Origin of the sequence: Pseudomonas sp. KD5 (assembly GCF_012932895.1) — a bacterium.
Taxonomy (GTDB): domain Bacteria; phylum Pseudomonadota; class Gammaproteobacteria; order Pseudomonadales; family Pseudomonadaceae; genus Aquipseudomonas.
The window spans coordinates 14,143-38,568 of sequence record NZ_JDWJ01000010.1 but is presented as its reverse complement, the minus strand read 5'-3'; the positions used below and the strand labels follow the sequence as shown (position 1 = coordinate 38,568).

22 protein-coding genes are annotated in these 24,426 nt (G+C 59.1%); 9 read left to right on the top strand and 13 right to left on the bottom strand.

Going from position 1 to position 24,426, the window contains the following annotated elements; genetic code table 11:
• Positions 1-6: 6 nt before the first annotated feature.
• The 8 genes from AF70_RS21505 to AF70_RS21470 all read right to left on the bottom strand — a co-directional run bounded on the left by AF70_RS21505 (position 7) and on the right by AF70_RS21470 (position 10,431).
• Positions 7-1,503: a sensor domain-containing diguanylate cyclase gene (locus AF70_RS21505; protein WP_028939844.1), complete on the bottom strand. Its 1,497-nt coding sequence runs from the start codon at positions 1,501-1,503 to the stop codon at positions 7-9.
• A gap of 148 nt (positions 1,504-1,651) precedes the next feature.
• Positions 1,652-2,971: an OprD family porin gene (locus AF70_RS21500; protein ID WP_028939843.1), complete on the bottom strand. Its 1,320-nt coding sequence runs from the start codon at positions 2,969-2,971 to the stop codon at positions 1,652-1,654.
• 194 nt (positions 2,972-3,165) lie between these two features.
• Entirely contained in the window at positions 3,166-3,390 is a 225-nt protein-coding gene (locus AF70_RS21495; RefSeq protein WP_028939842.1) for a hypothetical protein, read from the bottom strand.
• A gap of 151 nt (positions 3,391-3,541) precedes the next feature.
• Positions 3,542-4,039, bottom strand: coding sequence for a hypothetical protein (locus AF70_RS21490; protein ID WP_019582346.1), 498 nt, complete (start codon positions 4,037-4,039; stop codon positions 3,542-3,544).
• 92 nt (positions 4,040-4,131) lie between these two features.
• On the bottom strand, positions 4,132-5,496 hold the full coding sequence (locus AF70_RS21485; protein WP_028939841.1) for a heavy metal sensor histidine kinase: 1,365 nt from the start codon (positions 5,494-5,496) through the stop codon (positions 4,132-4,134).
• Positions 5,486-6,163 carry a heavy metal response regulator transcription factor gene (locus AF70_RS21480; protein WP_019582344.1) on the bottom strand — a complete coding sequence of 226 codons (678 nt, stop codon included), beginning with the start codon at positions 6,161-6,163 and terminating at the stop codon, positions 5,486-5,488. The genes AF70_RS21485 and AF70_RS21480 overlap by 11 nt, the downstream gene beginning before the upstream one ends.
• 9 nt (positions 6,164-6,172) lie before the next feature.
• Positions 6,173-9,274: a multidrug efflux RND transporter permease subunit gene (locus AF70_RS21475; RefSeq protein WP_028939840.1), complete on the bottom strand. Its 3,102-nt coding sequence runs from the start codon at positions 9,272-9,274 to the stop codon at positions 6,173-6,175.
• Complete coding sequence (locus AF70_RS21470; protein WP_028939839.1) at positions 9,271-10,431, bottom strand: efflux RND transporter periplasmic adaptor subunit; 1,161 nt, start codon at positions 10,429-10,431, stop codon at positions 9,271-9,273. Before AF70_RS21470 ends, AF70_RS21475 begins: the two co-directional genes overlap by 4 nt.
• A gap of 655 nt (positions 10,432-11,086) precedes the next feature.
• Between AF70_RS21470 and AF70_RS21465 the strand changes: the two genes are divergently transcribed.
• Entirely contained in the window at positions 11,087-11,344 is a 258-nt protein-coding gene (locus tag AF70_RS21465) for a hypothetical protein (protein WP_019582340.1), read from the top strand.
• Positions 11,345-11,426: 82 nt separating this feature from the next.
• Here AF70_RS21465 and AF70_RS21460 read toward each other — a convergent pair whose 3' ends face one another.
• From AF70_RS21460 to norR, 5 genes are all read right to left on the bottom strand, one after another.
• Positions 11,427-12,176 (bottom strand): YkgJ family cysteine cluster protein, encoded by a 750-nt coding sequence (locus AF70_RS21460; protein ID WP_028939838.1) that lies wholly within the window; start codon positions 12,174-12,176, stop codon positions 11,427-11,429.
• An 83-nt stretch (positions 12,177-12,259) separates the two neighbouring features.
• Positions 12,260-12,586, bottom strand: a complete 327-nt coding sequence (locus tag AF70_RS21455; RefSeq protein WP_028939837.1) for a hypothetical protein — start codon at positions 12,584-12,586, stop codon at positions 12,260-12,262.
• A gap of 71 nt (positions 12,587-12,657) precedes the next feature.
• Positions 12,658-13,116: a GNAT family N-acetyltransferase gene (locus AF70_RS21450; protein WP_028939836.1), complete on the bottom strand. Its 459-nt coding sequence runs from the start codon at positions 13,114-13,116 to the stop codon at positions 12,658-12,660.
• Between the two features lie 27 nt (positions 13,117-13,143).
• Positions 13,144-14,046: a chemotaxis protein CheV gene (locus AF70_RS21445; protein ID WP_018930150.1), complete on the bottom strand. Its 903-nt coding sequence runs from the start codon at positions 14,044-14,046 to the stop codon at positions 13,144-13,146.
• 286 nt (positions 14,047-14,332) lie between these two features.
• The gene (gene norR / locus AF70_RS21440) at positions 14,333-15,886 is read right to left on the bottom strand and encodes a nitric oxide reductase transcriptional regulator NorR (RefSeq protein WP_028939835.1); all 1,554 of its coding nucleotides are present in this window, start codon (positions 15,884-15,886) and stop codon (positions 14,333-14,335) included.
• Positions 15,887-16,033: 147 nt separating this feature from the next.
• On the opposite strand from norR, the gene hmpA reads away from it, so the two are divergent.
• The 8 genes from hmpA (at position 16,034) to cyoE (ending at position 24,216) form a co-directional block, all read left to right on the top strand.
• The gene (gene hmpA / locus AF70_RS21435; RefSeq protein ID WP_028939834.1) at positions 16,034-17,215 is read left to right on the top strand and encodes an NO-inducible flavohemoprotein; all 1,182 of its coding nucleotides are present in this window, start codon (positions 16,034-16,036) and stop codon (positions 17,213-17,215) included.
• A 234-nt stretch (positions 17,216-17,449) separates the two neighbouring features.
• The gene (locus tag AF70_RS21430; protein WP_028939833.1) at positions 17,450-18,010 is read left to right on the top strand and encodes an ester cyclase; all 561 of its coding nucleotides are present in this window, start codon (positions 17,450-17,452) and stop codon (positions 18,008-18,010) included.
• 25 nt (positions 18,011-18,035) lie between these two features.
• Complete coding sequence (locus AF70_RS21425; protein ID WP_019582334.1) at positions 18,036-18,545, top strand: disulfide bond formation protein B; 510 nt, start codon at positions 18,036-18,038, stop codon at positions 18,543-18,545.
• An 827-nt stretch (positions 18,546-19,372) separates the two neighbouring features.
• The gene (cyoA, locus tag AF70_RS21415; RefSeq protein ID WP_026286728.1) at positions 19,373-20,317 is read left to right on the top strand and encodes a ubiquinol oxidase subunit II; all 945 of its coding nucleotides are present in this window, start codon (positions 19,373-19,375) and stop codon (positions 20,315-20,317) included.
• 3 nt (positions 20,318-20,320) lie between these two features.
• Entirely contained in the window at positions 20,321-22,351 is a 2,031-nt protein-coding gene (gene cyoB, locus AF70_RS21410; RefSeq protein WP_019582331.1) for a cytochrome o ubiquinol oxidase subunit I, read from the top strand.
• Between the two features lie 3 nt (positions 22,352-22,354).
• On the top strand, positions 22,355-22,981 hold the full coding sequence (locus AF70_RS21405; protein ID WP_019582330.1) for a cytochrome o ubiquinol oxidase subunit III: 627 nt from the start codon (positions 22,355-22,357) through the stop codon (positions 22,979-22,981).
• A complete protein-coding gene (cyoD, locus tag AF70_RS21400; protein ID WP_008025399.1) occupies positions 22,982-23,317 on the top strand; it encodes a cytochrome o ubiquinol oxidase subunit IV in 336 nt (111 codons plus the stop codon).
• Between the two features lie 11 nt (positions 23,318-23,328).
• A complete protein-coding gene (cyoE, locus tag AF70_RS21395) occupies positions 23,329-24,216 on the top strand; it encodes a heme o synthase (RefSeq protein ID WP_007941628.1) in 888 nt (295 codons plus the stop codon).
• Positions 24,217-24,426: the final 210 nt, after the last annotated feature.

Sequence of the window (24,426 nt, the reverse complement as noted above, 5' to 3'; positions counted from 1 at the left end):
GAAAGATCAATCCGCAGCGACCACCCGGTTCCGCCCATTTTCCTTGGCCTGATACAGCGCCTTGTCCGCTGCAAACAGCAACTGTTCCAGGCTGATGTCGGTTGCTGTCGTCCAGGTACTGATACCAATACTGACAGTAATCGGTGACACATCACCTCCCACCAACGGCAATTGCTCCACCGCCATACGGATTTTTTCGGCAATCTGTCGGGCTCCGGCGCTGTCGGTTTCAGCCAGGATCACTGAAAACTCCTCGCCACCATACCGGGCGACCAGGTCCGCCGGCCGTCGAACATGAGTGTCGATCACCTTGGCCACCGAGCGCAAGGCATCGTCGCCCCCTCGGTGGCCGTGGCGATCATTGAACGCCTTGAAGTGATCGATATCGATCATCAACAGCGACAACGGCTGACCGGAACGCTGGGCACGAAACCATTCATGGTGCAGAGCCTGATCCAGGCTTCGGCGATTGGCCAGACCGGTCAAGGGGTCGGTGGCGGCCAGTTGTGCCAGTTCCTGCTCGGCGCTTTGGCGTCGACGCAGCTCCCGGCAGAGCAACCAGGTCAGCCACAGCAGGCTCACGCACAGGGCAACGGTCGCAGAAGTGACTACCACCGCGGTGCGCTTCCAGGCCGCAAAGACTTCATCGCTGGACAGCGCAACGATGACGATCAACGGCAAATTCCCGACCTTGGAGAAGGTGTACAAGCGCTCATCGTTGTATCGACTGGACATGCCGGTGAAGCTGCCGTTGCCTTCTTTGACGATGCGCTGGAAATTGGGGCGGTTGCTGAAATCCTTGCCGATCAGCTCTTCGGCCAGGTGGGGTTGGTGGGCCAGGAGAATCCCGTCCTTGCTGATCAGGCTGACCGTACTGTCGCGGCCGATGCTCAAGCTGTTGAACAACTGATCGAAGTAGCTCAAATGCATGGCGGCCTCGGCCACGCCGAGGAACTCACCCTGGGTGCCGTTCACCCGGCGGCTGAAACTGATCCGCCAATCCTGTTCCGGCGGCCGGGCCTTGAAAGGGCGACTGATGAACATGCCCGGGTCCGGATTGTTGATGTGGGCCTGGAAGTATTCGCGATCGGCAAAGTTGCCCTTTCTGGGCTCCACCGAGGCCGAGTCGGCGATCACATAGCCCTTGTTGTCGAGCAACAAGATGTTGCCCTTGTACGGCGCGGCAGTGGCGCGGTCGAAATAGGCCAGGTGACGAATGGCTGGGGAAACGCTCTTGAGGTCTTCCCGCTGGGAGGCAGCGATCAAACCCAGCAGGGACACGTCATAGAGTTCGACATTGCGCAGCACGTCGGCGTCGATCAATTGCACGATATTGTTGGCGGCGCGAGCGGCGGACAATTTGGCATTGGCGTGTTCGCGGATCAGCAGGAACGCGACGATGCTCAGTATTGCGATCACCAACAACACACTACTGAGAACCAGAAGCCGCTCCGAGCGTGTCGAACGGATCGGATCACCGGATTTCGCACTGTTCACACTCATGGTTCTGACTTCTGCAAATAAGGCGTTATGAAAGTGCTTTTACAAGAATCGGGCAGAGTCCCAGAAACCGGTTGCGTCCTGCGCGCCTATATAAATCCCGGATAAAAAAAAGGCCAGCAAAACATGCTGGCCTTTTGCTAATTGAAGCTTAGAAGACATTCACCGGGTAGTCGACAATTACCCGGTATTCATCCGTGTCCTGATCCAGCGCACCGTAACCGTTGCCGCCACGGTTAGACGCCCATTGCAGACGCATCGCCAGGTCTTTGGCCTTGCCACCCTGGACCACGTACTTGAGCTCGATGTCTCGTTCCCAATGCCTGGCGTTTCTGCCGTCGGCGCTGTACCACGAGGCGTAACCGCGACTGTCCGGATCGACCTTGGTCAGGTCCAGTTCACCCCGTGAGTAGGACACCGCCGAGGTCAGGCCGGGCATGTCGAGGCCAGCAAAGTCGTAGGCGTACTTGAGTTTCCACGAGCGCTCATTCGGACCGTTGAAGTCCGAATACTGCTGGGAGTTGTCGAGATAAATGCTGTCGCCCTGGCTGATGTAATCGAACGGCGTGTTGCCGTTGACCCGCTGGTAGGCGGCGGTGACGCTGTGATGGCCCACGTCGACGGTGAAATGCAGGCTGTAGGTGTTGTTGTCGATGTTGCCCAGCAGTGCATCGCCGGTGTCTTGCGTGTGATAGAAGTGCAGGCCCGGGTTGAGGCTGACCAAGTCATTCAGCGCATAGGTGTAATCCAGGTCGTAGTAGTACTGGTTCCAGATGTCCTTGAGTTCGGCCGCATACAGGCTGCTGGTCAAACCCGGCAGGCCGCTCCAGGCCACGCCGGCCCAATTCAAATGCCGGCTTTCATCGCCATCGGCCAGGCTGCCATAGGACGTGCCGATGCGGGTGTGGCCGCTTTGGTTGTAGAGTTTGGTGAAGCTGGCCTGACCGCCCTCGATCATCAACCCGTCGACACTGTGGTTGGTCAGGCTGACGCCGCGAAAGGTCTGCGGCAGCATGCGGGTTTCGCCACCGGCGATCACCGGGTTGGCAAGGAACAGGTCGCCGGCCTTCAATTCGGTATCGAAGGCCCGCATTTTCAGGGTGCCGCCAGCCGTGGAAAACGAGCCCGGTGCCTTGCCGTTGCCATCGCTGATCGGCAGGATGCTCGACCCGTCGGTGCCACCACCGCCGTCGAGCTTGAGCCCGAGCATCGCGTGGGCATCAACGCCGAAACCGATGGTGCCCTGGCTGAAGCCCGATTCGAAGCGGCCGAGAAAGCCCTGACCCCACTCGATGTTGTCATCGGCCTTTTGCAGGCGATTGCGGTTCATGTAGTAGTTGCGGGCATTGAGGTTGAGGCTCGACCCATCGACAAAGCCTTCGCGGCTGGATTCGTCGTCGGCCTGCGCGTTGTTGGCCATCGTTGCAGTGATTGCAATGAACAGCGGACTGAATCTGAGAGGGAAACGCACGTGCGGTAAAGCTCCTTGGGTCAACTAAGTACTTCATTGTTTTGAAGTGCGGATGTTTGTAGTCAGGGAAGGTGAACTGAAGGGGTTTAAAACCACCACGAAAAAAAGCCGCTGATAGCAGCGGCTTTGAAGACAATTTTTCAAAGGGAAGAGCCGATGAAAAGTGTCGAGGGAAACAGAGCGATACGTATGGATCAGCTGTCTTTCTCAGCCCGTGGCTGGGCTTGAGTGCTCGACGCTTGAGGGGTTTGCGCAGCCTCTTGGGCCTTGGCTGTCAGTTCGCTTTGATACTGTTCGTAGGCTTTGGCGCGTTCGGCATTTTGTGCGACGAATGTCTGCGACTCTTCAGCCATGGCGAACGGAGACAGGAACAAGGACGACAAAACGAAAGCGCTGGCAATACCCATACTGTTGGACATCTTTAAACCTTCTTGCTTGGCAAGTGCTGTTTGATGGGGCAACGATAAGGGGGATCAGGGATGGGAAAAAGAGTCGATCAGGATAAGGACTGTTGCCTGCACGGCAACAGTTACTGCGTTGGCAAGGAGGTGTAGGGGGGTAAGCAGAAAGTCACTGTTTCGTCGGGATCAGGCGGATATCAAAATTCCCTTCGAACTCATGCGTGCCCCCATCAACCTCCGCCCAGAACTTAAAAGTCCCCGATGCATAGCTTGTTTCATAATCGAATGATTTGAGTGTTAAATCGCCTGCTTGAGCCGTGTACTGAGTCCTGTGGGAGCCCTCTTGGCGAAAGTATGACAGTGTAATGACCTTTGGCCAGTTGCCTCCAACCGGCAAAGCTACCCCCACCTCAGCGTCTTTGAAAAACTCGATTTGAATACCCCTGGAGTTTTCAGCGTCGGTAAACATCTGCCCGTAAAGAGTTATGCCGTCTCTGGAGCCTTCTCTGTATGAAACGACACTCGCATTAATGGGGCCCTCATAGGATTTGGTCGCAATCAGTGTGCCTTTGGATTCTTGCACTACATTTTCGGTAGTCATGCCGAACTCCTGTTCGTGATGAAGAGAGGTCTTGCCGATATCTTGGGAGATGGCAAGGTTCTTCATTTGGGACCGTAAGCATCGAGCTGTCTACTGTCAGAAATAATAGGTTGAACGTGTTTTTTGCTTTCAGCAGACAGTCGCTACATATTTCGAAATCAAACCGGTAAATGAATCCCGAAGGTATTCATCCCATGATCACTGCGCACAAACACATCCCCGCCATGCATCAGCGCAATCGCCTTGACGATCGCCAACCCCAGGCCATGGTTGTTGCCACTGTTACTGCGTGACGCATCGACCCGGTAGAAACGTTCGAACAGGCGCGGCAGATGCTCATTGGCAATCGGCGACCCCGGGTTGGCGACGCCGATGCTCACTTGGTGCTCCTCGACTTCGATCCGCACCTGAATCACTTGCCCAGGCGCGGTGTGCTGCACCGCGTTGCTCAGCAAGTTGATCAACGCCCGGCGCAGATGTGCGATCTCGATTCGCACCTGCGCATCGCCACTGACCTCGACCTGAACCTGCGCATCCTCAAGAATGAAATCCAGATATTCCAGCGTCGTCGCCACTTCGTCGGCCAGTGAGGTGGACGTCAGTTGGGTGGCCTTGCTGCCTTGGTCGGCGCTGGCGAGGAACAGCATGTCGTTGATGATCGAGCGCAGCCGTTCAAGCTCTTCAAGGTTCGATTGCAGCACTTCGAAATAGTGTTCGGCTGAACGCCCGCGTGTCAGTGCAACCTGGGTCTGACCGATCAGGTTGGTCAGCGGCGAGCGCAGTTCATGGGCCACGTCGGCATTGAACGATTCCAGCCGCGAGTAGGCCTGTTCCACCCGTTCCAGGGTGGCGTTGAACGAACTGACGAACTGATCGAGCTCCGGGGGCAATGGCGACAGTTGCAGACGCCCGGACAGCCGTGGTGGCGCCAGGCGCTGGGCTTCCTGCGACAACTTGATCAGCGGCTTAAGGCCGATCCGCGCCACCCAATAACCGAGTAGCGAGGCCAGCAATACACCAATGATCGCCAGGCTGATCAGGGCGATCAGCAAGTGGTGCTGCGTCTCGTAAAAGGTTTCGGTGTCGATGCCTATCATGAAGCGCAGCGGTGGGCGCTGGTCCTTGGCTGGCAACTCGGTTAGCAGCACTTTCAGCGGGTACGGATGGTCGGGCAATGCCATGTCGCGCATGCCCAACGGGCCTTGTGCGAACGCGCGGATCGACGCGTCGGGTTGGCCGTATTCATAACCGGAATTACCGCTGACCACCCAAAAGCGAATGCGCTTGTCTTCTTCGCTCAGCAGTTTGAGCTTGGCGTTGATCTTCACCCAATGCTCGGGCGTGCCGTAACGGTTGAGCGCCGATTCGAGCACGCTGTAGCGGGCGTCGAGTTCGGCTTCGGGCAGCAGGCCCAAGCCCTTGTCGACCTGTTGATACAGCGCACCGCCGATCAACAGGAACACCAGCAACGCCACCAGCGTAAACATCCCGCTCAGGCGCAGCGCGATGGAGTTACTGGACACCACGGCTCTCCAGCACATAACCCATGCCACGAATGGTGTGCAGCAATTTCTCGTCGAACGGCCCGTCGAGCTTGGCCCGCAGGCGTTTGATCGCGACTTCGACCACGTTGGCGTCGCTGTCGAAATTAATGTCCCAGACCATCTCGGCGATGGCGGTTTTCGAGAGGATTTCACCCTGTCTGCGCGCCAACACACTCAACAGCGAAAACTCCTTGGCGGTCAGATCCAGGCGGGTGCCGGCGCGAGTGGCTTTACGGCTGATCAAATCTATCCACAGGTCGGCGATGCTCACTTGCACCGGCTCATGGCCACCGCTGCGCCGGGTCAGCGCTTGCAGGCGCGCCACCAGTTCGAGGAAGGAAAACGGTTTGCCGAGGTAATCGTCCGCGCCATCGCGCAGGCCTTTGATGCGGTCTTCCACCCGTTCGCGGGCGGTGAGCATGATCACCGGGGTTTGCTTGCGCGCACGCAATGCGCGCAGCACGCCGAAACCGTCGAGGCCCGGCAGCATGACGTCGAGGACAATCACCGCGTAGTCAGTTTCCAGCGCCAGGTGCAGGCCTTCGACGCCATCGCGGGCCACGTCCACGGTGTAACCCTGTTCCGTCAGACCGCGGTGCAGATAATCCGCGGTTTTTTCCTCGTCTTCGATAATCAGAACGCGCATGACCCCGCCTCAGTCTGTGGTCGCCAGCACCGGCTGCTGTGCTGGTGTGGGTCTATGGAATATCCGCTCAAGCCACAAGTATATGACTGGCGTAGTGAACAGCGTCAGCGCCTGGCTCACCAGCAAACCGCCGACCACCGCGATGCCCAATGGCTGGCGCAGTTCGGCGCCGGTGCCGTAGCCGATCATCAACGGCAAGGCACCGAGCAGGGCGGCAAGCGTGGTCATGATGATCGGCCGGAACCGTGTGAGGCAGGCCTCATGGATTGCCTCCAGCGGTGGCAGGCCACGGTTGCGCTGGGCATCCAGCGCGAAGTCGATCATCAGAATCCCGTTCTTCTTGACGATACCGATCAGCAGCACCAGCCCGATCAGCGCCATGATCGAAAAGTCCTGGCCGCAGATCCATAGCATGATCACTGCCCCGAGCCCCGCCGAGGGTAGGGTCGAGATGATTGTCAGCGGATGCACGAAGCTTTCGTACAGCACGCCGAGAATGATGTACACCGCCACCAACGCCGCCAGAATCAACCACGGCTGGCTGGCCAGCGAACTCTGGAACGCCTGGGCCGCGCCCTGGAAATTACCGCTGATGGCGGCCGGCATACCGATGTCAGCCTTGGCCTGGTTGAGCATGATCACCGCATCACCCAACGCCACGCCGGATGCCAGGTTGAATGACAGGTTGGCCGCCGGGAACATTCCGTCGTGAGCGATGGATAACGGGCCGATGGTCGGCGCATCGAATTTCGCCAGGGCCGACAGCGGCACCATTTCCCCACTCAGTGGCGAGCGCAGGTAGAAATAGTTGAGGCTTTCGGCCTTGCCGCGCTGTTTGGTGTCCAGTTCCAGAATCACGTTGTACTGGTTGGTCTGGGTCTGGAATTCATTGATCTGCCGCTGGCCGAAGGCGTCGTACAGCGCTTCGTCGACATCGCTGGCGGTCAGGCCGAAACGCGCCGCCGCGCTGCGGTCGATGCTGATGTGGGTGATGCTGCCGCCCAGTTGCAAGTCGTTGGAAATGTCGCGGAACGCCGGGTTGCTGCGAAGTTTTTCCGTCAAACGCTGGGTCCAGGTACTCAGGAGGGCGCCGTCATTGCTCTTGAGTACATATTGGTACTGGGCACGGCTCGGGCCGGAACTGAGGTTGATGTCCTGCCCGGCGCGCAGGTACAGCACGATGCCCGGGACTTTCATCAGTTGCGGGCGAATCCGGTCGATGAACTGGCTGGCGGACACATCGCGGTCGCCACGCTTTTTCAGCGAAATCCAGAAGCGGCCGTTGGCGATGGTCTGGTTGCTGCCTGAAACGCCGACCGAGTGCGAGAACGTCTCGACGGCGGGGTCGGCGGCGACGATTTCGGCCATCGCCAAGTGTTTTTTCACCATGTCGCCGTAGGAAATATCTGCAGCTGCTTCGGTGGTGCCGAGGACGAATCCGGTGTCCTGTACCGGGAAGAAGCCTTTGGGGATGAAAATGTAACCGGCAATGGCCAGCCCCAGCGACAGGCCGAACACACCGATCATCAATGTCTGATGGGCGAGGGCGCGGCGCAGGCCCTTATCGTACAGCGCCAGCAAGCGCTCGCCGAAACCCGGCTTGCTGTGGGCATGATGCGCCGGTGCGCGCATGAACAGCGCGGCCAGCGTCGGTGCCAGGGTCAGGGATACCACCACCGAAATCAGGATGGTCGAGGTCGCGGTCAAGGCGAACTCCTTGAACAGCCGCCCGACCACACCGCCCATGAACAGCAGCGGAATGAACGCCGCCACCAGCGAGAAACTGATCGAGACCACGGTAAAACCGATCTCGCCGGCGCCTTTGATCGCCGCCTCGCGCATGCCGTCGCCGGCCTCCAGGTGCCGGTGAATGTTTTCCACCACCACAATCGCATCGTCGACCACAAACCCGACGGACACCACGATCGCCACCAGCGTCAGGTTATTCAGGCTGAAGCCCATGATGTACATCAGGGCGAAACTGGCAGTCAGCGACACACCGAGCACCGCTGTCACGATCAGGGTCGCCGACAGTTGCCGCAGGAACAGCGCCATCACCGCCACCACCAGCAGGATCGCGATCAGCAGGGTGACTTCCACTTCATGCAGCGAGGCGCGGATGGTCTGGGTGCGGTCGATCAACACCTTGACCTGCACCGAGGCCGGCAACATGGCATTCAGCGTCGGCAGGGCCGCTTGAATACGATCAACGGTTTCGACAATGTTGGCGCTCGGTTGCCGGAAAATCACCAGGTTCACCCCCGGCTGGCCGTCAGCCCAGGCCTGGATGTAGGCATCTTCTGAACCGTTGACCACTTTGGCCACGTCCTTGAGATGAACTGGGGCACCGTTCTTGTAGGAAACGATGAGTTGGCTGTAATCCTCGGGGTGGAACAACTGGTCGTTGGTGGACAGGGTCGAAATGCTCGACTCGCCGTATAACGCACCTTTGGCCTGGTTGAGGCTGGTTTGCTGGATCGCCAGGCGAATGTCCGCCAGGGTCAGGCCAATGGCGGCGAGTTTGTCCGCCGAGGCCTGCACGCGAATCGCCGGACGTTGCTGACCAGTGATGTTCACTTGGCCTACACCGTCGATCTGACTGATCTGACGGGCGAGCAGGGTTTCTACCAGATCGCTGAGTTCGGTGCCGGGCATTTGCGGTGAATTGATGCTGAGAATCAGCACCGGGCTGTCAGCCGGGTTGACCTTGCGCCAGGTCGGCAGGTTGGGCATATCTTTGGGCAGTTTGCCGGCGGCGGTGTTGATCGCGGCCTGGACTTCCTGGGCGGCGGTGTCGATGCTTTTGTCGAGGGTGAATTGCAGGGTCAGGATGGTCGAGCCCAGGGCGCTGCTCGAGGTCATCTGGGTTACGCCGGGGATGGCGCTGAATTGCACTTCAAGCGGCGTGGCCACCGACGAGGCCATGGTCTCCGGGTTGGCGCCGGGCAGCTGCGCGGCCACCTGAATGGTCGGGAATTCCGCTTCCGGCAGTGGCGCAATCGACAGTCGCGGGAAGGCGATGACGCCGAGCAATATAAGGGCAAAGGTCAGCAGGACCGTCGCCACCGGATGATCGATGCACCACGCGGAAATGGAACCGTGGCCCTTCATGGTTTTGGCTCCGACTGGACCACTTGCGCTGGCTCGCTCAGTACCTGAACCGTCGAGCCGGGTTTGAGCCTCGATTGGCCGTCGCTGACCAGCACGTCGCCCGGTTTAACGCCTTTGATAATGTCCTGGCCGCTGCCTTGATAAACCATTTGCACCTGCACGGCTTCGACCTTGTCGCCGTTGACCCTGTACACGAAATGTTGATCGAGCCCGCGTTGTACGACCGTGGGCGGCACCACCAGCGCATTTTTATCCAGCGCTGTCTGAATCTTTACCGTCACCAGCAGGCCCGGCCAGAGCTTCTGTGCGGGGTTGGCGAATTCGGCCTTGGCGCGGATGGTGCCGGTGTTGGCGTTGATTTGGTTGTCGATCAGGGTCAGGTGACCTTCGCCCAGCAGGTTGCCGGTTTCACCGTCAGTGTCAGCGCCGATGTAAGCCTTGACCGGTGCTTGCTGTGGATCGTTGATCAGGCCTTGCAGGGTCGGCAGCATTTGCTGCGGCAGGGAAAACTCCACGGCGATCGGGTCGATCTGGGTCACCGTGAACAGACCTTGGGTGTCGGTCATGCGCAGGAAGTTGCCTTCATCGACTGTGCGAATACCAACGCGACCGGTGACTGGCGAGCGAATCTGTGTGTAGGACAGCTGCACCAGAGCGGCGTCGATTGAGGCCTGATTGCCTTGGGCGGTGGCTTTGAGTTGGTTGACCAGGGCTTGTTGCTGGTCGTAGGTCTGCTTGGACACGCCGTCGTCGACACTGAGCAGTTTGTAGCGCTTGAGGTTGACCTGGGCCACTTGCAGTTGCGCCTGGCTTTCGCCCAGTTGCGCCCGGGCCTGGTCGAGGCTGGCGCGGATCGAGCGGTCATCGAGGGTGGCCAGCAGGTCGCCCTGGTTCACCAGTTGGCCTTCCTTGACCAGCAGTTTGGTGAGGATGCCGTCGATTTGCGGGCGCACGACCACGCTGTGCAAGGACAACACCGAGCCGATGCCGCTGACGTAGCGGGGCACATCTTTTTCGACGACGCTGACCACCCGCACGGGAATGGCGGTGGGGGCGGCCAGTTTGGTGGCGGCGGGTTTGGTGGCGTACCAAACGCCCGTCGCTGCCAGGGCGATCAGAAGGGCGGCGAGCAGGGCGGTTTTTTTCTGAATTCGCATGCGAGTGGGGCGCCGGGATGAGTGGTCTGGTTTTGTCAGGTTTATACCTTCCTTTATAAACCTGTTCGCCGGTCAGGAGCGTGACTGGTAACTGACGGCTCTGTCAGTTTGGACCGGGATCTTGTTTTGATCTTGGCGGCCTTATAGCCGACCAGGTTCTTGCTGACTGAGTACATATCCATTTCTGCGGTAACGGCCACTTATGGTTCCGCTCTTACAGCGGGTCACTTTTGGCAAACGCCCCAAAAGTAACCAAAAGGTCACGCCGGTATGACTCACCCACATAGGTAACAAAACAGTTCAAGCACATAGGTAACAGTTTTTAACTGGCGCTGGCGATTCAACAGAGCATCATGCTGGCGGAGCTGGCGGTGAACCGGGCGCTGGATAACGTCGATCCGCAGACGTAGGCAGGCGTTCAGTCAGATTGACCGCGTTATCGTTCTTCGCGGGCAAGCCTCGCTCCTACAGAATTCGATGTGATCGACACATGACCTGTAGGAGCGAGGCTTGCCCGCGAAGGCGGCAGGTCCGTCAGCACAAAACCCGACGGACTCGCTCGCGGCTTGAAGCTTGCGGCCTCCGACACAGGTATACTGCCGCCTTTCGCGGCTCGCCTACCGGGCCCGACTCTTTAGCATCACCCGGAGCTTTCATGACTTCCCCGACACAACCGCCGGTTGCCGACGCTTTGCGCGACGACCAGGCAGACCTGCCCGACAGCGTCGACTCCAGCGCCGACAGCGAAACCAAAGCGGCGATCCCGGCGTTCAAGTTTCCGTTCAAGCCGGGGGAACTGGCCGGCGCGAAGAGCGCCAGCCAGCCTTGGTACAAGAATGGCGCCAAGAACGGCCACACCAAGACCCCGGGCGCAGCGCCTCCCGGCACTCGTCGTTCGATGGGTAAGCGCTGAGTTTTTACCTGCGCGGTGCGTGATCTGCCGTCATCGCGAGCCTGCTCGCGATGAGGCCATTAAATGCAACACACCCTCTGGCTCAGGCCGCCCGCAGCGAAATAAACGCATAGTTCAGCGGCGCTTCAGTCACCACCTGCGCCCCGGCCGCCAGCACTTGCCCGGCGATATCATCGCCAGACACATGAAACAGCCATTCTCCGCCCGACCCGGCCTGCGATTGCTGCGCCACCTGATCGATCACCATGGCAAACGCGGTCATGTCCGGCAGATATGCGGTAAACCCATCGCCTTTCAGCGCTGTCGTTCGAATCCCCAATAGCGCGCAAATCGCATCCTTGGCCTGAATCTCGTCGCGATCCGCCTGGCGGGAGCGCTGGATCAATCCTGCCAATTCCTGATCGACCAATTCACCGCCAACAATCAGATCCGGGCCTTTTTCCCATGACTCGGGCGGGCAATCCTTTGTTGCCGGGTTGAGCGGGATATGCGGATTGATTTCCATCGGATAGATGCGGCACACCAGCGGGCGGCGTTCGTAGATGCGGCAGAGGTTGTCTTCGTCAAGATTCCGGCAGGGGCCGACGTTGTAGGCGGCGAAGGTGATCGCCACGTGCGCTTCGCAGGTGCCGCTGCGAACCAGCGCCGAACGGCGTTCGGCGTGTTCGCGTTGTTGTGCTGGCAGGCCCAGGCCATTGGCGAGAAAGGCTTCCACCAGCACGATCACCTGGCCGCCATCGGCCGCCCACATGCGGGCTTCGGCCAGTGTCAGGGGAACATGGTGGTCGGTGCAGCATTTGCCACAACCGACGCAGGAAAACGGTGTATTCATTGAACGGCCAGTGACCTGTGAGGGCATGAAACGGCGACAGAAAGCCACCGCAAAGGCCTGTGCCAAAGCAAGTTATGCGCCATTCACTGCGCTTTTATGGTAGGACGGATGGAGTCCCATTCGGTGACGTAGGCGGTTTTGCTCTTCTTGTTGTAGAGGCACAGCTCGGTGCCTTGCTGGCCTTTCATGTGTTTTTGCGGGTACTGGCCTTGCAGCAGGAGTGCGGTATAACCGACCCGGTCATCGAACTGCGCGGTGTTTCCAACGGGTTGGGGGTTTTTCAGGCTGCTGGCCTTGGTGCAACTGGCGAGCACGGCTCTGTCGAAGGCGGCCCAGGCATCGGGGCTGGAGGCGTGGGCCTGGGCGGCGAGGGTGGTGAGACAGAGGAAGGTCAGGGTGGTGGCTTTCATGATCAGGCATCCTTGGCGTGTAGTGGTCAAGGTCGGAGTATGCCTGATGGTTTGCTCGCGAAAGCGGTGTGTCAGACAGGCACCGGCTCCCGCCGGACCACATACATCCCGGCACTTTCATACAAACCCCGCGCCCGAAGGTTGTCTTCCCGCACCTTCAAATCCACAAAACCTTCGCGGCGCTGCGCAAACACCTTGAAAGTATGGAGCAGCAGCGCACGGCCAAGTCCGAGGCCTCGAGCGCGCGGGTGCACCACCAAATCCTTGATGTAGGCACTGGTCCAGCACTGGGCGACGCCGACGATGCCTTCGGCATCCAGAGCGATGAAGCACAGGGTCGGATCGTATTCAGGATCGGCTTCAAACCGCTGTTGCCAGACTTCCAGCGCCGGTACGCGGCCGCCGCCATCCCGATAACCCAGTTCCATCAAGTGATGAACGGCTTCGGCAAGTTCGGGGCGGTACTCGGTCAGCTCAATGCCGTTTGGCCATGTGGCATGCGGCACATCCTCCGCGAGGTTGCGCCGCATCAGAAAACAAAAGTCCTCGGCCAACACTCAGTGACCTTGTTCGGCGACGACCCTGGCCGCCTCGATCAGGCACTTGGTCAGTTCTGGCGAGGAGAACTTGGTCAGCACCCCGTTGGCCCCGGCCAGTCGAGCCTTCTCGCTGTTCATCGCGCTGTCCAGCGAGGTGTGCAGCAACACGTAGAGGTGCGAGAAGTCCGGGGTTTCGCGCAAGGTGCGGGTGAAGGCATAGCCGTCCATCTCCGACATTTCGATGTCCGAGACGATCAGGTTGATCTGCTGGGCGGTGCCTTGCAGGTCCAGCAGGCAGTCGATGGCTTCCTTGGCGCTGCGGGCGGTGTGGCATTGCAGGCCGAGGTTGCGCAGGGTGTGCACCGATTGTTGCAGGGCGACCTGGCTGTCATCGACCACCAGAATCCGTGCATTGCCCAGTACTTCAGCCTCTTCCATGCTCAGTTCGGTCGGGGCCATTTCGATCTGCGCCGGCGCAATGCCGTGGATGACCTTTTCGATGTCCAGCACCTGCACCAGCGTACCGTCGACCGACGTCACGCCGGTGATGTACGAGCGCACGCCGCCAGAGCCGAAGGGTGGTGGACGGATGTCGGTGGTCAGGCAGTGGACGATCTTGCTCACCGCCTGAACGTGCAGGCCCTGCTTGGAGCGGCTGACGTCGGTGACGATCAGACAGCCACCGTTCGGGTCTTCCAGCGGTCGTTCGCCGATGGCGCGGCTCAGGTCGATCACCGACAACGACGCGCCGCGCAGGGTGGCGATGCCTTTGACGTGGGGATGCGACTCCGGCAGCTTGGTCAGCGGCGGGCAGGGGATGATTTCGCTGACTTTCAGCAGGTTGATCGCCATCAGCTTGCCGCTGCGCAAGGTAAACAGCAGAAGCGAAAGTGAATCTGCGCGGGCTTTGTTGGAAGACATAAAAACCTTCTGTGGAAAAGGTGAGGCGATTATGAGCATCGCCAACAGCTATCGATGCCGGGTTATCGACTTGTTGGGGGCTGGCTTTAGGGGAAATGCCCATTGCCAGCCAAACGGTGACCCTGTGGGAGGGAGCTTACCTGTGGCGAGGGGGCTTGCCCCCGTTCGACCGCGAAGCGGTCGTGAAACCAGCGATGAAGCTCTAGCTGGAAAAAGCGGGGAGCGCTTCGCACTCCAACGGGGGCAAGCCCCCTCGCCACAAATACCGCCCAACATAATAACCGCGTTATTTCATGCCCAACCGCTTGGCCATCCGCCCCAGGTTCGCCCGATCCAGACCCAGCTCCCGCGCCGCGCTGGCCCAGTTGTGCTGATGCCGTTCCAGGCAAGCGCTGATCAATTGGCGCTGATAGTGCTCGGTGGCTTCACGCAAATCCCCTGAAACCAATTCAGCTACCGGCGCAGCAACCACGGGTTCCGCTGCGTGTTCAACGCCGCCATTGGGCAAATCCAGATCCGCCGCGCTCAAGCTGAGAATCTTCGGCCGTTGCGTGCAATTACCCAGCGCCTTCAACGCGCTGCGGCCAATCAAGTGCTCCAGTTCCCGCACGTTCCCCGGCCAACCATACCCCAACAACGCCGCTTGGGCATCGCTGGTCAGGCGCAGGCTGTTGAGGCCCATGCGTGAGCGGTTTTGCTCCAGGAAGTAGCCGCTGAGCAACAGCACATCCCGACCGCGATCTCGCAATGCGGGCACCAGCAGCGGGTAAACGCTCAGGCGATGATAGAAGTCGGCGCGGTAGCGGCCGCTGCGTACTTCCTCGGCCAGGTCGCGGTTGGTCGCTGCGATCAGCCGCACGTCGACCTGATGTTCCTTGTCCGACCCCAGCCTCTGCAATTGCCCGCTCTGCAGCACCCTGAGCAATTTGGCCTGCACCGCCAGCGACAGTTCGCCCACTTCATCGAGGAACAACGTGCCGCCATTGGCCAGTTCGAACTTGCCGCGACGATCGTTCATCGCGCCGGTGAAGGCGCCACGCACATGGCCGAACAGTTCGCTTTCCACCAGGGTGTCCGGCAGGGCGGCGCAGTTGAGGCTGATGATCGGTTTGTCGGCCCGGGGCGACGCGGCGTGGATAGCCTGGGCCACCAGCTCTTTACCGACCCCGGTTTCCCCGGTGATCAATACAGTGAGATCGCTGCCGCCCACCAGATTGATCTCTTCCACCAGTCGCTTGTAAGTCTTGCTCTGGCCGATCATTTCACGGTTCTGCTGGCCGCTGGCCTGGCGGTAAACCTCGGCGCGCTGATGTTCGTCTTCGACGCGATTGGCCAGCCGTTCGATGCGCTCGGCGGCGTTTACGGTGGCGGCGGCGAGGCTGGCGAAGGCTTGCAGGGCATCCAGTTCGATCGGCTCGAAGCGCTCAGGGTCGAGGGCGTCGAGGGTCAGCAGGCCCCACGGGCGCTCGTCGATAAACAGCGGGCAGCCCATGCAGTCGTGGACTTCCAAATGCTCGTGCAGGCCATCGACCAGGCCGTCATAAGGATCGGGCAAGTCGCTGTCGGCGGCGAAGCGGGTCGGGCCGGGACTACTGAGCAGCACTTCGAAGCGCGGGTGTTCGCTGACCTTGAAGCGGCGGCCGAGGGTGTCGGTGCTCAACCCGTCCACGGCCAGCGGCACCAGCCATTCGCCGTCGAGTCGCAGCAGGGCGGCGGCATCGCAAGGGAGCAGGGCGCGCATGGCTTCGAGCAGGCGCCGATAGCGCTCGCCTTCGGGCAGCTCGCGGGACAGGTCGGAGACCAGGGGCAGCAGGGTCGTGAGCAGTAATTTTGCAGTCATAATGACTCCGTGTAGTCGCTATGACTATAAAGCGATGTGTGTCGATATGACTACTTTGTTTTTAACTGTTTGATTTATAAGGTTTTAATTGTTGGCATGGAAACTGATAAGCAAAGGGTATTCATATAAAGCCCAGGAGTTGCTCTTATGCTTAGCGTTCAAGACCGTGCCATCGTCAAGTCCACCGTACCGCTGCTGGAAAGCGGTGGCGAGGCATTGATCACTCACTTCTACCGCATGATGCTCTCCGAATACCCGGAAGTCCGCCCGCTGTTCAACCAGGCCCACCAGGCCAGCGGCGATCAGCCTCGCGCCTTGGCCAACGGTGTACTGATGTACGCGCGGCACATCGACCAGCTCGATCAGTTGGGCGACCTGGTGGCCAAGATCATCAACAAGCACGTGGCCCTGCAAATCCTCCCGGAACATTACCCGATCGTGGGCAGCTGCCTGTTGCGGGCAATCTCTGAAGTACTGGGCGACGAAATTGCCACGCCTGAAGTGATGAGCGCCTGGGGCGCGGCCTACAACCAACTGGCCGAAATCCTGATCGGTGCCGAAGCCAGTATCTACGACCAGAAAGCCCAGGCACCGGGGGGCTGGCGCGGCGCGCGGGAATTCATCGTGGCGGCCAAGGTTGAGGAAAGTTCGGAAATCACTTCGTTCTACTTCGAACCGGCGGATAAAGGGCCGATTCTCGCGGCCGAGCCCGGTCAGTACATCGGCATGAAACTGATCCTCGATGGTGAGGAAATCCGGCGTAACTATTCGCTGTCGGCGCTGGCGAACAAGGGCCAGTACCGCATCAGCGTCAAGCGCGAAACCGGCGGTCGTGCCTCCAACCATTTGCACGATCAACTGCACGTCGGCGCGAGCATCATGCTGTTTCCGCCAGCGGGCGATTTCACTCTGACCGCCAGCGACAAACCGCTGGTGCTGATCAGTGGCGGCGTTGGCATCACCCCGACGCTGGCAATGCTCGAAGCGGCGCTGGCGACCGAGCGGCCGGTGCATTTTATCCACTGCGCGCGCAACGGCAGCGTGCACGCCTTCCGCGACTGGATCGACGGGCTGGCCGAGCGTCATCCGCAGCTCAAGCGTTTCTATTGCTACGCCGAAGACGATGGCGTCAGCCCGGCGGCGGACAAGATTGGCCTGCTGAGCCAGGAGCAACTCGGCGAGTGGTTGCCGCAGCAGCGCGATGTAGATGCTTACTTCCTGGGGCCTAAAGGCTTCATGGCAGCGATCAAGCGTCACCTCAGGGCCCTGGGTGTGCCGGAGAAGCAAAGCCGCTACGAGTTCTTCGGGCCGGCTGCGGCGTTGGAGTAAGCGGTTGCGGCGACTCGGGAGACCGAGTCGCCTTCATCGCGGGCAAGCCTCGCTCCTACAGGTCACATGTCGATCACATCGAACTCTGTAGGAGCGAGGCTTGCCCGCGAAAGCTTCACCTCGGTCCCGATTCGTAAAAAACGCTTAAAGGTTAATCCGTTCTTAACCGGTTTATCGTTTATTCCCCGATGCTGATGATAGGCGCTCGTTCGTTTACATGATCAGGATCGCCCCATGACTCGCATCACTTTCTCCCGCCGTTCAACCCTGGCCGGCCTCGGCCTGACCGCTGCGCTGTTGGCGAGCCCCTTTGCTTGCGCCGAGCCGGCCTTGCTCCAGCCGCAATCCCTGATCGTCGATCAGAGCCTGCCCAAGGCGCAGCGCGATGCCATGGAATTGGCCGCCCGGCGTTATGGCAGCTTCTGGAACACCGGGGAGGAGGCGTTGGCCAAGGCTGCGTTGTCAGAGCAGTTCGTCGACAAGACCCCGCCCGAAGGCCGGGTTCAGGGGCCGACCGGGCCGCTGCTGGCGTCGAAGTTCTTTCGCACGGCGGTGCCGGACCTGAGCTGCGAGATCGAACAAATGATCATTGCCGGTGATCGGGTGGTGGTGCATTTGCACTTTCGCGGGCACTTCACCGGCCCGTTCAAGGCTCTCAAAGGTCAGGGCCAGCGTGTAGACTTCCGGGCAACCGATATCTATCAGATCGACAACGGTCGCATCGCGGCCAATTGGCATATCGAAGACAACATCAGCCTGTTGCAGCAGCTGCAAGCGCAGCCGCCGGCGAGCTGATCCACGGACACAGAAGGGAAACGCGATGAGCGAGGAAACAATGCGGTTGGGACGTGAACGGCGCTATCTGGTGTTGCTGGGCATCATCTGCCTGGCGCTGATCGGTGGCGCGCTGTACATGCAAGTGGTGCTGGGCGAGGCGCCGTGCCCGCTGTGCATCTTGCAGCGCTACGCATTGTTGCTGATCGCGCTCTTCGCGTTTATCGGCGCGGCGATGCGCACCCGCCGCAGCATCACGCTGTTCGAGGCGTTGGTGGTGATCAGCGCCATCGCAGGCGTCGGGGTGGCCGGGCATCACGTCTATACCCAGCTGTACCCGGAAGTCAGCTGCGGCATCGATGTGCTGCAACCGATCGTCGACGGCCTGCCGCTGGCGAAGATCTTCCCGCTGGGCTTCCAGGTCGACGGTTTCTGCTCCACACCGTACCCGCCGATCCTTGGTTTGTCCCTGGCACAGTGGGCGCTGACGGCGTTCGTGCTGGTCGTGGTGCTGGTGCCGCTGCTCACTTGGCGTAACCGCAAAGCGCTGCGCTGAGGCCATCCGCCACACCGTTGCAGGAAACAAAAAACGCCCCGGTCCTCGTTGAGAGGCCGGGGCGTTTTGCATGTTCAAAGCTCAAATGAAATGACCTTGATGCGCGACAATTATGGATGCGGCATGTGTGCGACATGTTGTCACAGCTCGAGTGTCGCAAGTCATTTCAAGACATGGAATCGGGACACCTTCAGGTACCTAAAACAGGCTCTGTAAGCCACTACCGCTTTCAGTGCCAATCAGCCGAAACAGGCAGTTTTAACAGGGGCTGGCGAATTGCCAAAGCCCTTGTCACATAGGGGGTAGAGCAGGGTCTGAGGCGAGCGCAGAGCCCAGGAAGCTGTCTGAACTTCGCGCGGTACACCTACATTTTTTGGTGTTTTTGTTGAGAATTAATTTCGATACCATGGCCCACTTTTGCAAAAACCGTGAATGATTGTTGCTGGAACGGATAAAAATTATTTCGGGATGAGACATGGTTTATGAATCGCTACATATCTACAATCGCCCGCACTGAATTCCCGGCACTGCTCATCCTGACTCAGGCTTATGAGTAGAACAGGGCGTCGAGAAGCCTGATGGCTTCATGCGACTCCCCATTGTCGGTGCCTTCCGACGATCCGCACCAAATGGAATTGGTCTGTAACAAGGCCCTTGACCACGAATTCGAATAAGAACACACCGCAGGCCCAGCAATTGTCGAACCGCGTCTGACGCGCGACGGGCAGGCCCTTATTCAATCCAAGAAAAATGCCAACCCTTGGCAGGGTGAAGTGTTGGCGATCAAAACCCAACTGCATTGCGCAAGCTGCTTTAGAGGTCGTGAGATGAGTAAAAACAGGTACCCCAGACTACTAGGCTTATTGCCGCTGCTCGGCACGTTGTTGCTGGGAGGCTGCAACATGACCTTGCTCGATCCCAAGGGCCAGGTCGGCCTGGATGAGCGAAACCTGATCATCACCGCAACGCTGCTGATGCTGTTGGTCGTCGTGCCGGTCATCGTCATGACGTTCCTGTTCGCCTGGAAATATCGCGCTTCCAACCAGGACGCCGTCTACACGCCAAAATGGTCCCACTCCACCAAGATCGAAATCGCGGTGTGGACTATTCCGGTACTGATCATCATTGCCCTGGGTTACGTCACCTACAAGTCGACCCACGCACTGGATCCTTACAAGCCGCTGGAATCCGACGTCAAGCCGGTCACCATTGAAGTGGTCGCGCTGGACTGGAAGTGGCTGTTCATCTACCCGGAACAAGGCATCGCCACGGTCAACAAGATCGTGTTCCCGGCGCACACCCCGATCAACTTCAAGATCACTTCCGACGCCGTGATGAACTCGTTCTTCATCCCTGCTCTGGGCGGTCAGATCTACGCGATGGCGGGCATGCAGACCAAACTGCACCTGATCGCCAACCAGAACGCTGAAATGGACGGTATCTCCGCCAACTACAGCGGCGCGGGTTTCACCGGCATGAAATTCAAAGCTATCGCCACTTCTCAGGAAGATTTCGACGCCTGGGTAAGCGAAGTCAAAAAGGCACCTAAACAGCTTGAACAAGCTGAATACGCAGCCCTGTCCAAACAAAGCCAGAACAACCCAGTCGAGCTTTACTCCTCGGTCACGCCGAACCTGTTCCAGATCATCGTCGACAAGTACGAAGGCATGAAACCGGGCAAGCCAGTGCACCACGAGAAGAAAGAGCACGAAGTGGCCGCCATGGAAGGAATGGACATGAGTTCGCATTCAGCTGCCGGGGCAGAGGAGTAAACGATGTTTGGTAAATTAAGTTGGGAAGCGGTCCCGTTCCACGAGCCGATCGTAATGGTGACCATCGCCATGATCGCGCTCGGCGGTCTGGCACTGTTCGCTGCAATCACCTACTTCAAGAAGTGGACCTATTTGTGGACCGAGTGGTTGACCTCGGTCGACCACAAGAAAATCGGCGTGATGTACATCGTCGTCGCCATGGTCATGCTGCTGCGTGGTTTTGCTGACGCCATCATGATGCGTACCCAGCTGGCCATGGCCACCGAGGGTTCGCCTGGCTACCTGCCACCTGAACACTATGACCAGATCTTCACCGCTCACGGTGTGATCATGATCATCTTCATGGCGATGCCATTCTTCACCGGCCTGATGAACCTTGCAGTGCCGCTGCAGATCGGCGCGCGTGACGTTGCCTACCCGTTCCTGAACTCCCTGAGCTTCTGGCTGCTGGTTTCCGGCGTGGTGCTGATCAACCTGTCCCTGGGCGTTGGCGAATTCGCCAAGACCGGTTGGGTTGCCTATCCGCCGCTGTCGGGCCTGCAATACAGCCCGGGCGTGGGGATGGATTACTACATCTGGGCGCTGCAGCTATCCGGGTTAGGTACGACGCTGACGGGGGTCAACTTCCTGGCCACCGTGCTGAAAATGCGTACCCCTGGCATGAAGCTGATGGACATGCCGATCTTCACCTGGACCTGCACCTGGGCCAACGTCCTGATTGTGGCTTCGTTCCCGATCCTGACCGCTACCCTGGCTTTGCTGACGCTTGACCGTTACATGGATTTCCACATTTTCACCAATGAACTTGGTGGCAATCCGATGATGTACGTCAACCTGTTCTGGGCTTGGGGTCACCCCGAGGTTTACATCCTGATTCTGCCAGCGTTCGGGATCTTCTCCGAAGTCATCTCGACCTTCACCGGCAAGCGTCTGTTCGGCCACCACTCGATGGTCTACGCATCGGGCGCGATCTCGATCCTGGGCTTCATGGTTTGGCTGCACCACTTCTTCACCATGGGTTCGGGTGCCAGCGTCAACGCCTTCTTCGGTCTGGCGACGATGCTGATTTCGATCCCGACGGGTGTGAAGCTATTCAACTGGCTGTTCACCATTTATCAAGGCCGTCTGCGTTTCACCAGCCAGGTTCTGTGGACCCTGGGCTTCATGGTGACCTTCGCTATCGGCGGCATGACCGGCGTACTGCTGGCCATCCCGGGTGCTGACTTCGTACTGCACAACAGCCTGTTCGTGATCGCGCACTTCCATAACGTGATCATCGGCGGCGCGGTATTCGGTTACATCGCAGGTTTCGGCTTCTACTTCCCGAAAGCGTTCGGCTTCAAGCTGCACGAAGGCTGGGGCAAGGCAGCATTCTGGTTCTGGATCTCCGGCTTCTTCGTCGCGTTCATGCCGCTCTATGTTCTGGGCTTCATGGGCATGACCCGTCGTCTGAACGCCACCACCAACCCTGAGTGGGTACCGTACCTGTACGTTGCCATGTTCGGTGCGGTGATGATCGCTGCGGGTATCGCCTGCCAGCTGATCCAGCTGTACGTGAGTATCCGTGACCGCAAGCTGCCGCAGAACATGTGCGAGCACGGCGACCCATGGAATGCCCACACCCTGGAATGGTCGACTTCCTCGCCACCACCGTTCTACAACTTTGCCGTGTTGCCAAAAGCAGAAGGCATCGACCCGTTCACCGAAGCCAAGGAAAACGGCACCGCGTACAAGGCTCCGGCCAAGTACGAGCCGATCCACATGCCAAACAACACCGCGACCGGTCTGGTCATGGGTGCTCTGTTGACCGTGTTCGGTTTCGCGATGATCTGGCACATCTGGTGGTTGGCCATCGTTGGTCTGGTTGGCACCGTGGGCTACTTCGTGATCCACGCTGCACGTGATGATCAAGGCTATATGGTGCCGGTCGACGTGATCGAGCGCATCGAAGCCGAGCAGCACAAGCGTCTGGTAGCGGCCGGGAAAATTCCAGCCACCACCACCCGTGTTGAAACCTCGTTGGAACAGGCTTAAACCATGTCGAACTTAGTGACCAATGCTGGACACACCCATGTCGATGGACATGGGCATGATGACCATCACCACGACTCGGGCGAGATGACCGTATTCGGTTTCTGGCTCTACCTGATGACCGACTGCATTCTGTTTGCGTCGATCTTCGCGGCGTACGCGGTACTGGTTAACAACGTAGCGGGTGGCCCGTCGGGCCACGACATCTTCGAGCTGCCATACGTACTGGGCGAAACCGCTCTGCTGCTGTTCAGTTCGATCACCTACGGCTTCGCCATGCTGGCGTTGTTCAAGGGCAAGAAGAACCAGGTCCTGGGCTGGCTGGCCCTGACCTTCCTGTTCGGCGCCGGCTTCATCGGCATGGAAGTCAACGAGTTCCACATGTTGATCTCCGAGGGCTTCGGTCCTAGCCGCAGCGGCTTCCTGTCCGGGTTCTTCACCCTGGTCGGCACCCACGGTCTGCACGTGACCAGCGGTCTGATCTGGATGGCGATCATGATGTATCAGGTGCAGAAAAACGGCCTGACGGCGACCAACAAGACCCGTCTGAGTTGCCTGAGCCTGTTCTGGCACTTCCTGGACGTGGTGTGGATCTGCGTATTCACCGTTGTTTATCTGATGGGGACTATGTAAATGGCTAACGCTCATTCCCACGATAGCCACGACGCCGGCCACGGCAGCGTCAAGTCCTACGCTATCGGTTTCATTCTGTCGGTGATCCTGACCGTCATTCCTTTTGGCCTGGTGATGTACCCGTCGCTGCCAAAAGCCCTGACCCTGTGGATCGTACTGGCCTTCGCAGTCATCCAGGTGCTGGTGCACCTGGTGTACTTCCTCCACCTGGACCGTTCGGCAGCGCAGCGTAACAACGTGATTGCGTTTGTTTTCGCCGCGATCGTAATCGTCCTGTTGGTAGGCCTGTCGCTGTGGATCATGTTCAGCATCCACACCAACATGATGGCGCACTGAGGTAAGTCCGGATGTCCTTTAAGCACTTTATCCAAATCACCAAACCGGGGATCATTTTCGGTAACGTGCTTTCTGTGGCAGGCGGATTCTTCCTGGCCTCCAAAGGGCATGTCGATCTGGCCATTTTCCTGGCCGCGATGATCGGCACCTCCCTGGTAGTAGCCTCCGGTTGCGTGTTCAACAACTGCATCGACCGCGACATCGACCTGAAGATGGAGCGCACCAAGAACCGGGTGCTGGTCCAGGGCTTGATCTCCCTGAAACTGGCCCTGGCTTATGCGACCGTCCTGGGTGTCGCCGGCGTTGCGTTGTTGTACAAGGTGGCCAACCCGTTGGCCGCGCTGTTCGCGGTGATCGGTTTTGTCATCTACGTCGGCTTCTACAGCCTGTACCTCAAGCGCAAGTCGGTTCACGGCACGCTGGTGGGCAGTCTGTCGGGGGCGATGCCGCCGGTGATCGGTTACGTCGCAGTCAGCAATAACTTCGACATGGCCGCGCTGACGTTGCTGGTGATGTTCAGCCTGTGGCAGATGCCGCATTCCTACGCCATCGCAATCTTCCGCTTCAACGATTACCTGGCCGCATCGATTCCGGTGCTGCCAGTGAAGCGCGGCATTGAAGTGGCCAAGAAACACATCCTGCTCTACATCCTGGCCTTCCTCGTGGCGACCTTGATGCTGACCTTCAGCGGCTACGCCGGCATGAGCTACCTCGCCGTCGCCGCGGCCATGGGCATGTACTGGCTGTACATGGCCTGGACCGGCTACAAGGCAGTGGATGACACGGTCTGGGCACGCAAGCTGTTCGTGTTCTCGATCTTCACCATTACTGCGTTGAGCGTGATGATGTCCCTGGACTTCAAAGTGCCGAGCGAGTTGCTGCTGACGTACGCGCCTTAAGCGTCGGATGCTGTAAAGAAAAGCCCCGCCCTTCGAGAGAATGGCGGGGCTTTTTGTTGGGGGCGATTCAGGTGGCTCTGAACTCGAGCCCCTTTTGCATAACTCTTGGTTGTGCGAAGGATCAGATTGTTTAGGAAAACGGAGTATGGCATTTAGGAAGTCTCCTAATGCCAGCACCTGCTTTGCTCGCTACGGTTCAGCTGGGCCGGG

Excerpts from the sequence above, each read along its gene's own strand:
- AF70_RS21475 (WP_028939840.1), bottom strand. The coding sequence starts at position 9,274 with ATGAAGGGCCACGGTTCCATTTCCGCGTGGTGCATCGATCATCCGGTG.
- AF70_RS21425 (WP_019582334.1), top strand. The coding sequence starts at position 18,036 with ATGAGCGAGGAAACAATGCGGTTGGGACGTGAACGGCGCTATCTGGTG.
- norR (WP_028939835.1), bottom strand. The coding sequence starts at position 15,886 with ATGACTGCAAAATTACTGCTCACGACCCTGCTGCCCCTGGTCTCCGAC.
- AF70_RS21430 (WP_028939833.1), top strand. The coding sequence starts at position 17,450 with ATGACTCGCATCACTTTCTCCCGCCGTTCAACCCTGGCCGGCCTCGGC.
- cyoA (WP_026286728.1), top strand. The coding sequence starts at position 19,373 with ATGAGTAAAAACAGGTACCCCAGACTACTAGGCTTATTGCCGCTGCTC.
- AF70_RS21455 (WP_028939837.1), bottom strand. The coding sequence starts at position 12,586 with ATGAAAGCCACCACCCTGACCTTCCTCTGTCTCACCACCCTCGCCGCC.
- AF70_RS21460 (WP_028939838.1), bottom strand. The coding sequence starts at position 12,176 with ATGAATACACCGTTTTCCTGCGTCGGTTGTGGCAAATGCTGCACCGAC.
- AF70_RS21480 (WP_019582344.1), bottom strand. The coding sequence starts at position 6,163 with ATGCGCGTTCTGATTATCGAAGACGAGGAAAAAACCGCGGATTATCTG.
- AF70_RS21465 (WP_019582340.1), top strand. The coding sequence starts at position 11,087 with ATGACTTCCCCGACACAACCGCCGGTTGCCGACGCTTTGCGCGACGAC.
- AF70_RS21495 (WP_028939842.1), bottom strand. The coding sequence starts at position 3,390 with ATGTCCAACAGTATGGGTATTGCCAGCGCTTTCGTTTTGTCGTCCTTG.
- cyoB (WP_019582331.1), top strand. The coding sequence starts at position 20,321 with ATGTTTGGTAAATTAAGTTGGGAAGCGGTCCCGTTCCACGAGCCGATC.
- cyoE (WP_007941628.1), top strand. The coding sequence starts at position 23,329 with ATGTCCTTTAAGCACTTTATCCAAATCACCAAACCGGGGATCATTTTC.
- hmpA (WP_028939834.1), top strand. The coding sequence starts at position 16,034 with ATGCTTAGCGTTCAAGACCGTGCCATCGTCAAGTCCACCGTACCGCTG.
- AF70_RS21490 (WP_019582346.1), bottom strand. The coding sequence starts at position 4,039 with ATGAAGAACCTTGCCATCTCCCAAGATATCGGCAAGACCTCTCTTCAT.
- cyoD (WP_008025399.1), top strand. The coding sequence starts at position 22,982 with ATGGCTAACGCTCATTCCCACGATAGCCACGACGCCGGCCACGGCAGC.
- AF70_RS21470 (WP_028939839.1), bottom strand. The coding sequence starts at position 10,431 with ATGCGAATTCAGAAAAAAACCGCCCTGCTCGCCGCCCTTCTGATCGCC.
- AF70_RS21505 (WP_028939844.1), bottom strand. The coding sequence starts at position 1,503 with ATGAGTGTGAACAGTGCGAAATCCGGTGATCCGATCCGTTCGACACGC.
- AF70_RS21445 (WP_018930150.1), bottom strand. The coding sequence starts at position 14,046 with ATGTCTTCCAACAAAGCCCGCGCAGATTCACTTTCGCTTCTGCTGTTT.
- AF70_RS21405 (WP_019582330.1), top strand. The coding sequence starts at position 22,355 with ATGTCGAACTTAGTGACCAATGCTGGACACACCCATGTCGATGGACAT.
- AF70_RS21450 (WP_028939836.1), bottom strand. The coding sequence starts at position 13,116 with ATGCGGCGCAACCTCGCGGAGGATGTGCCGCATGCCACATGGCCAAAC.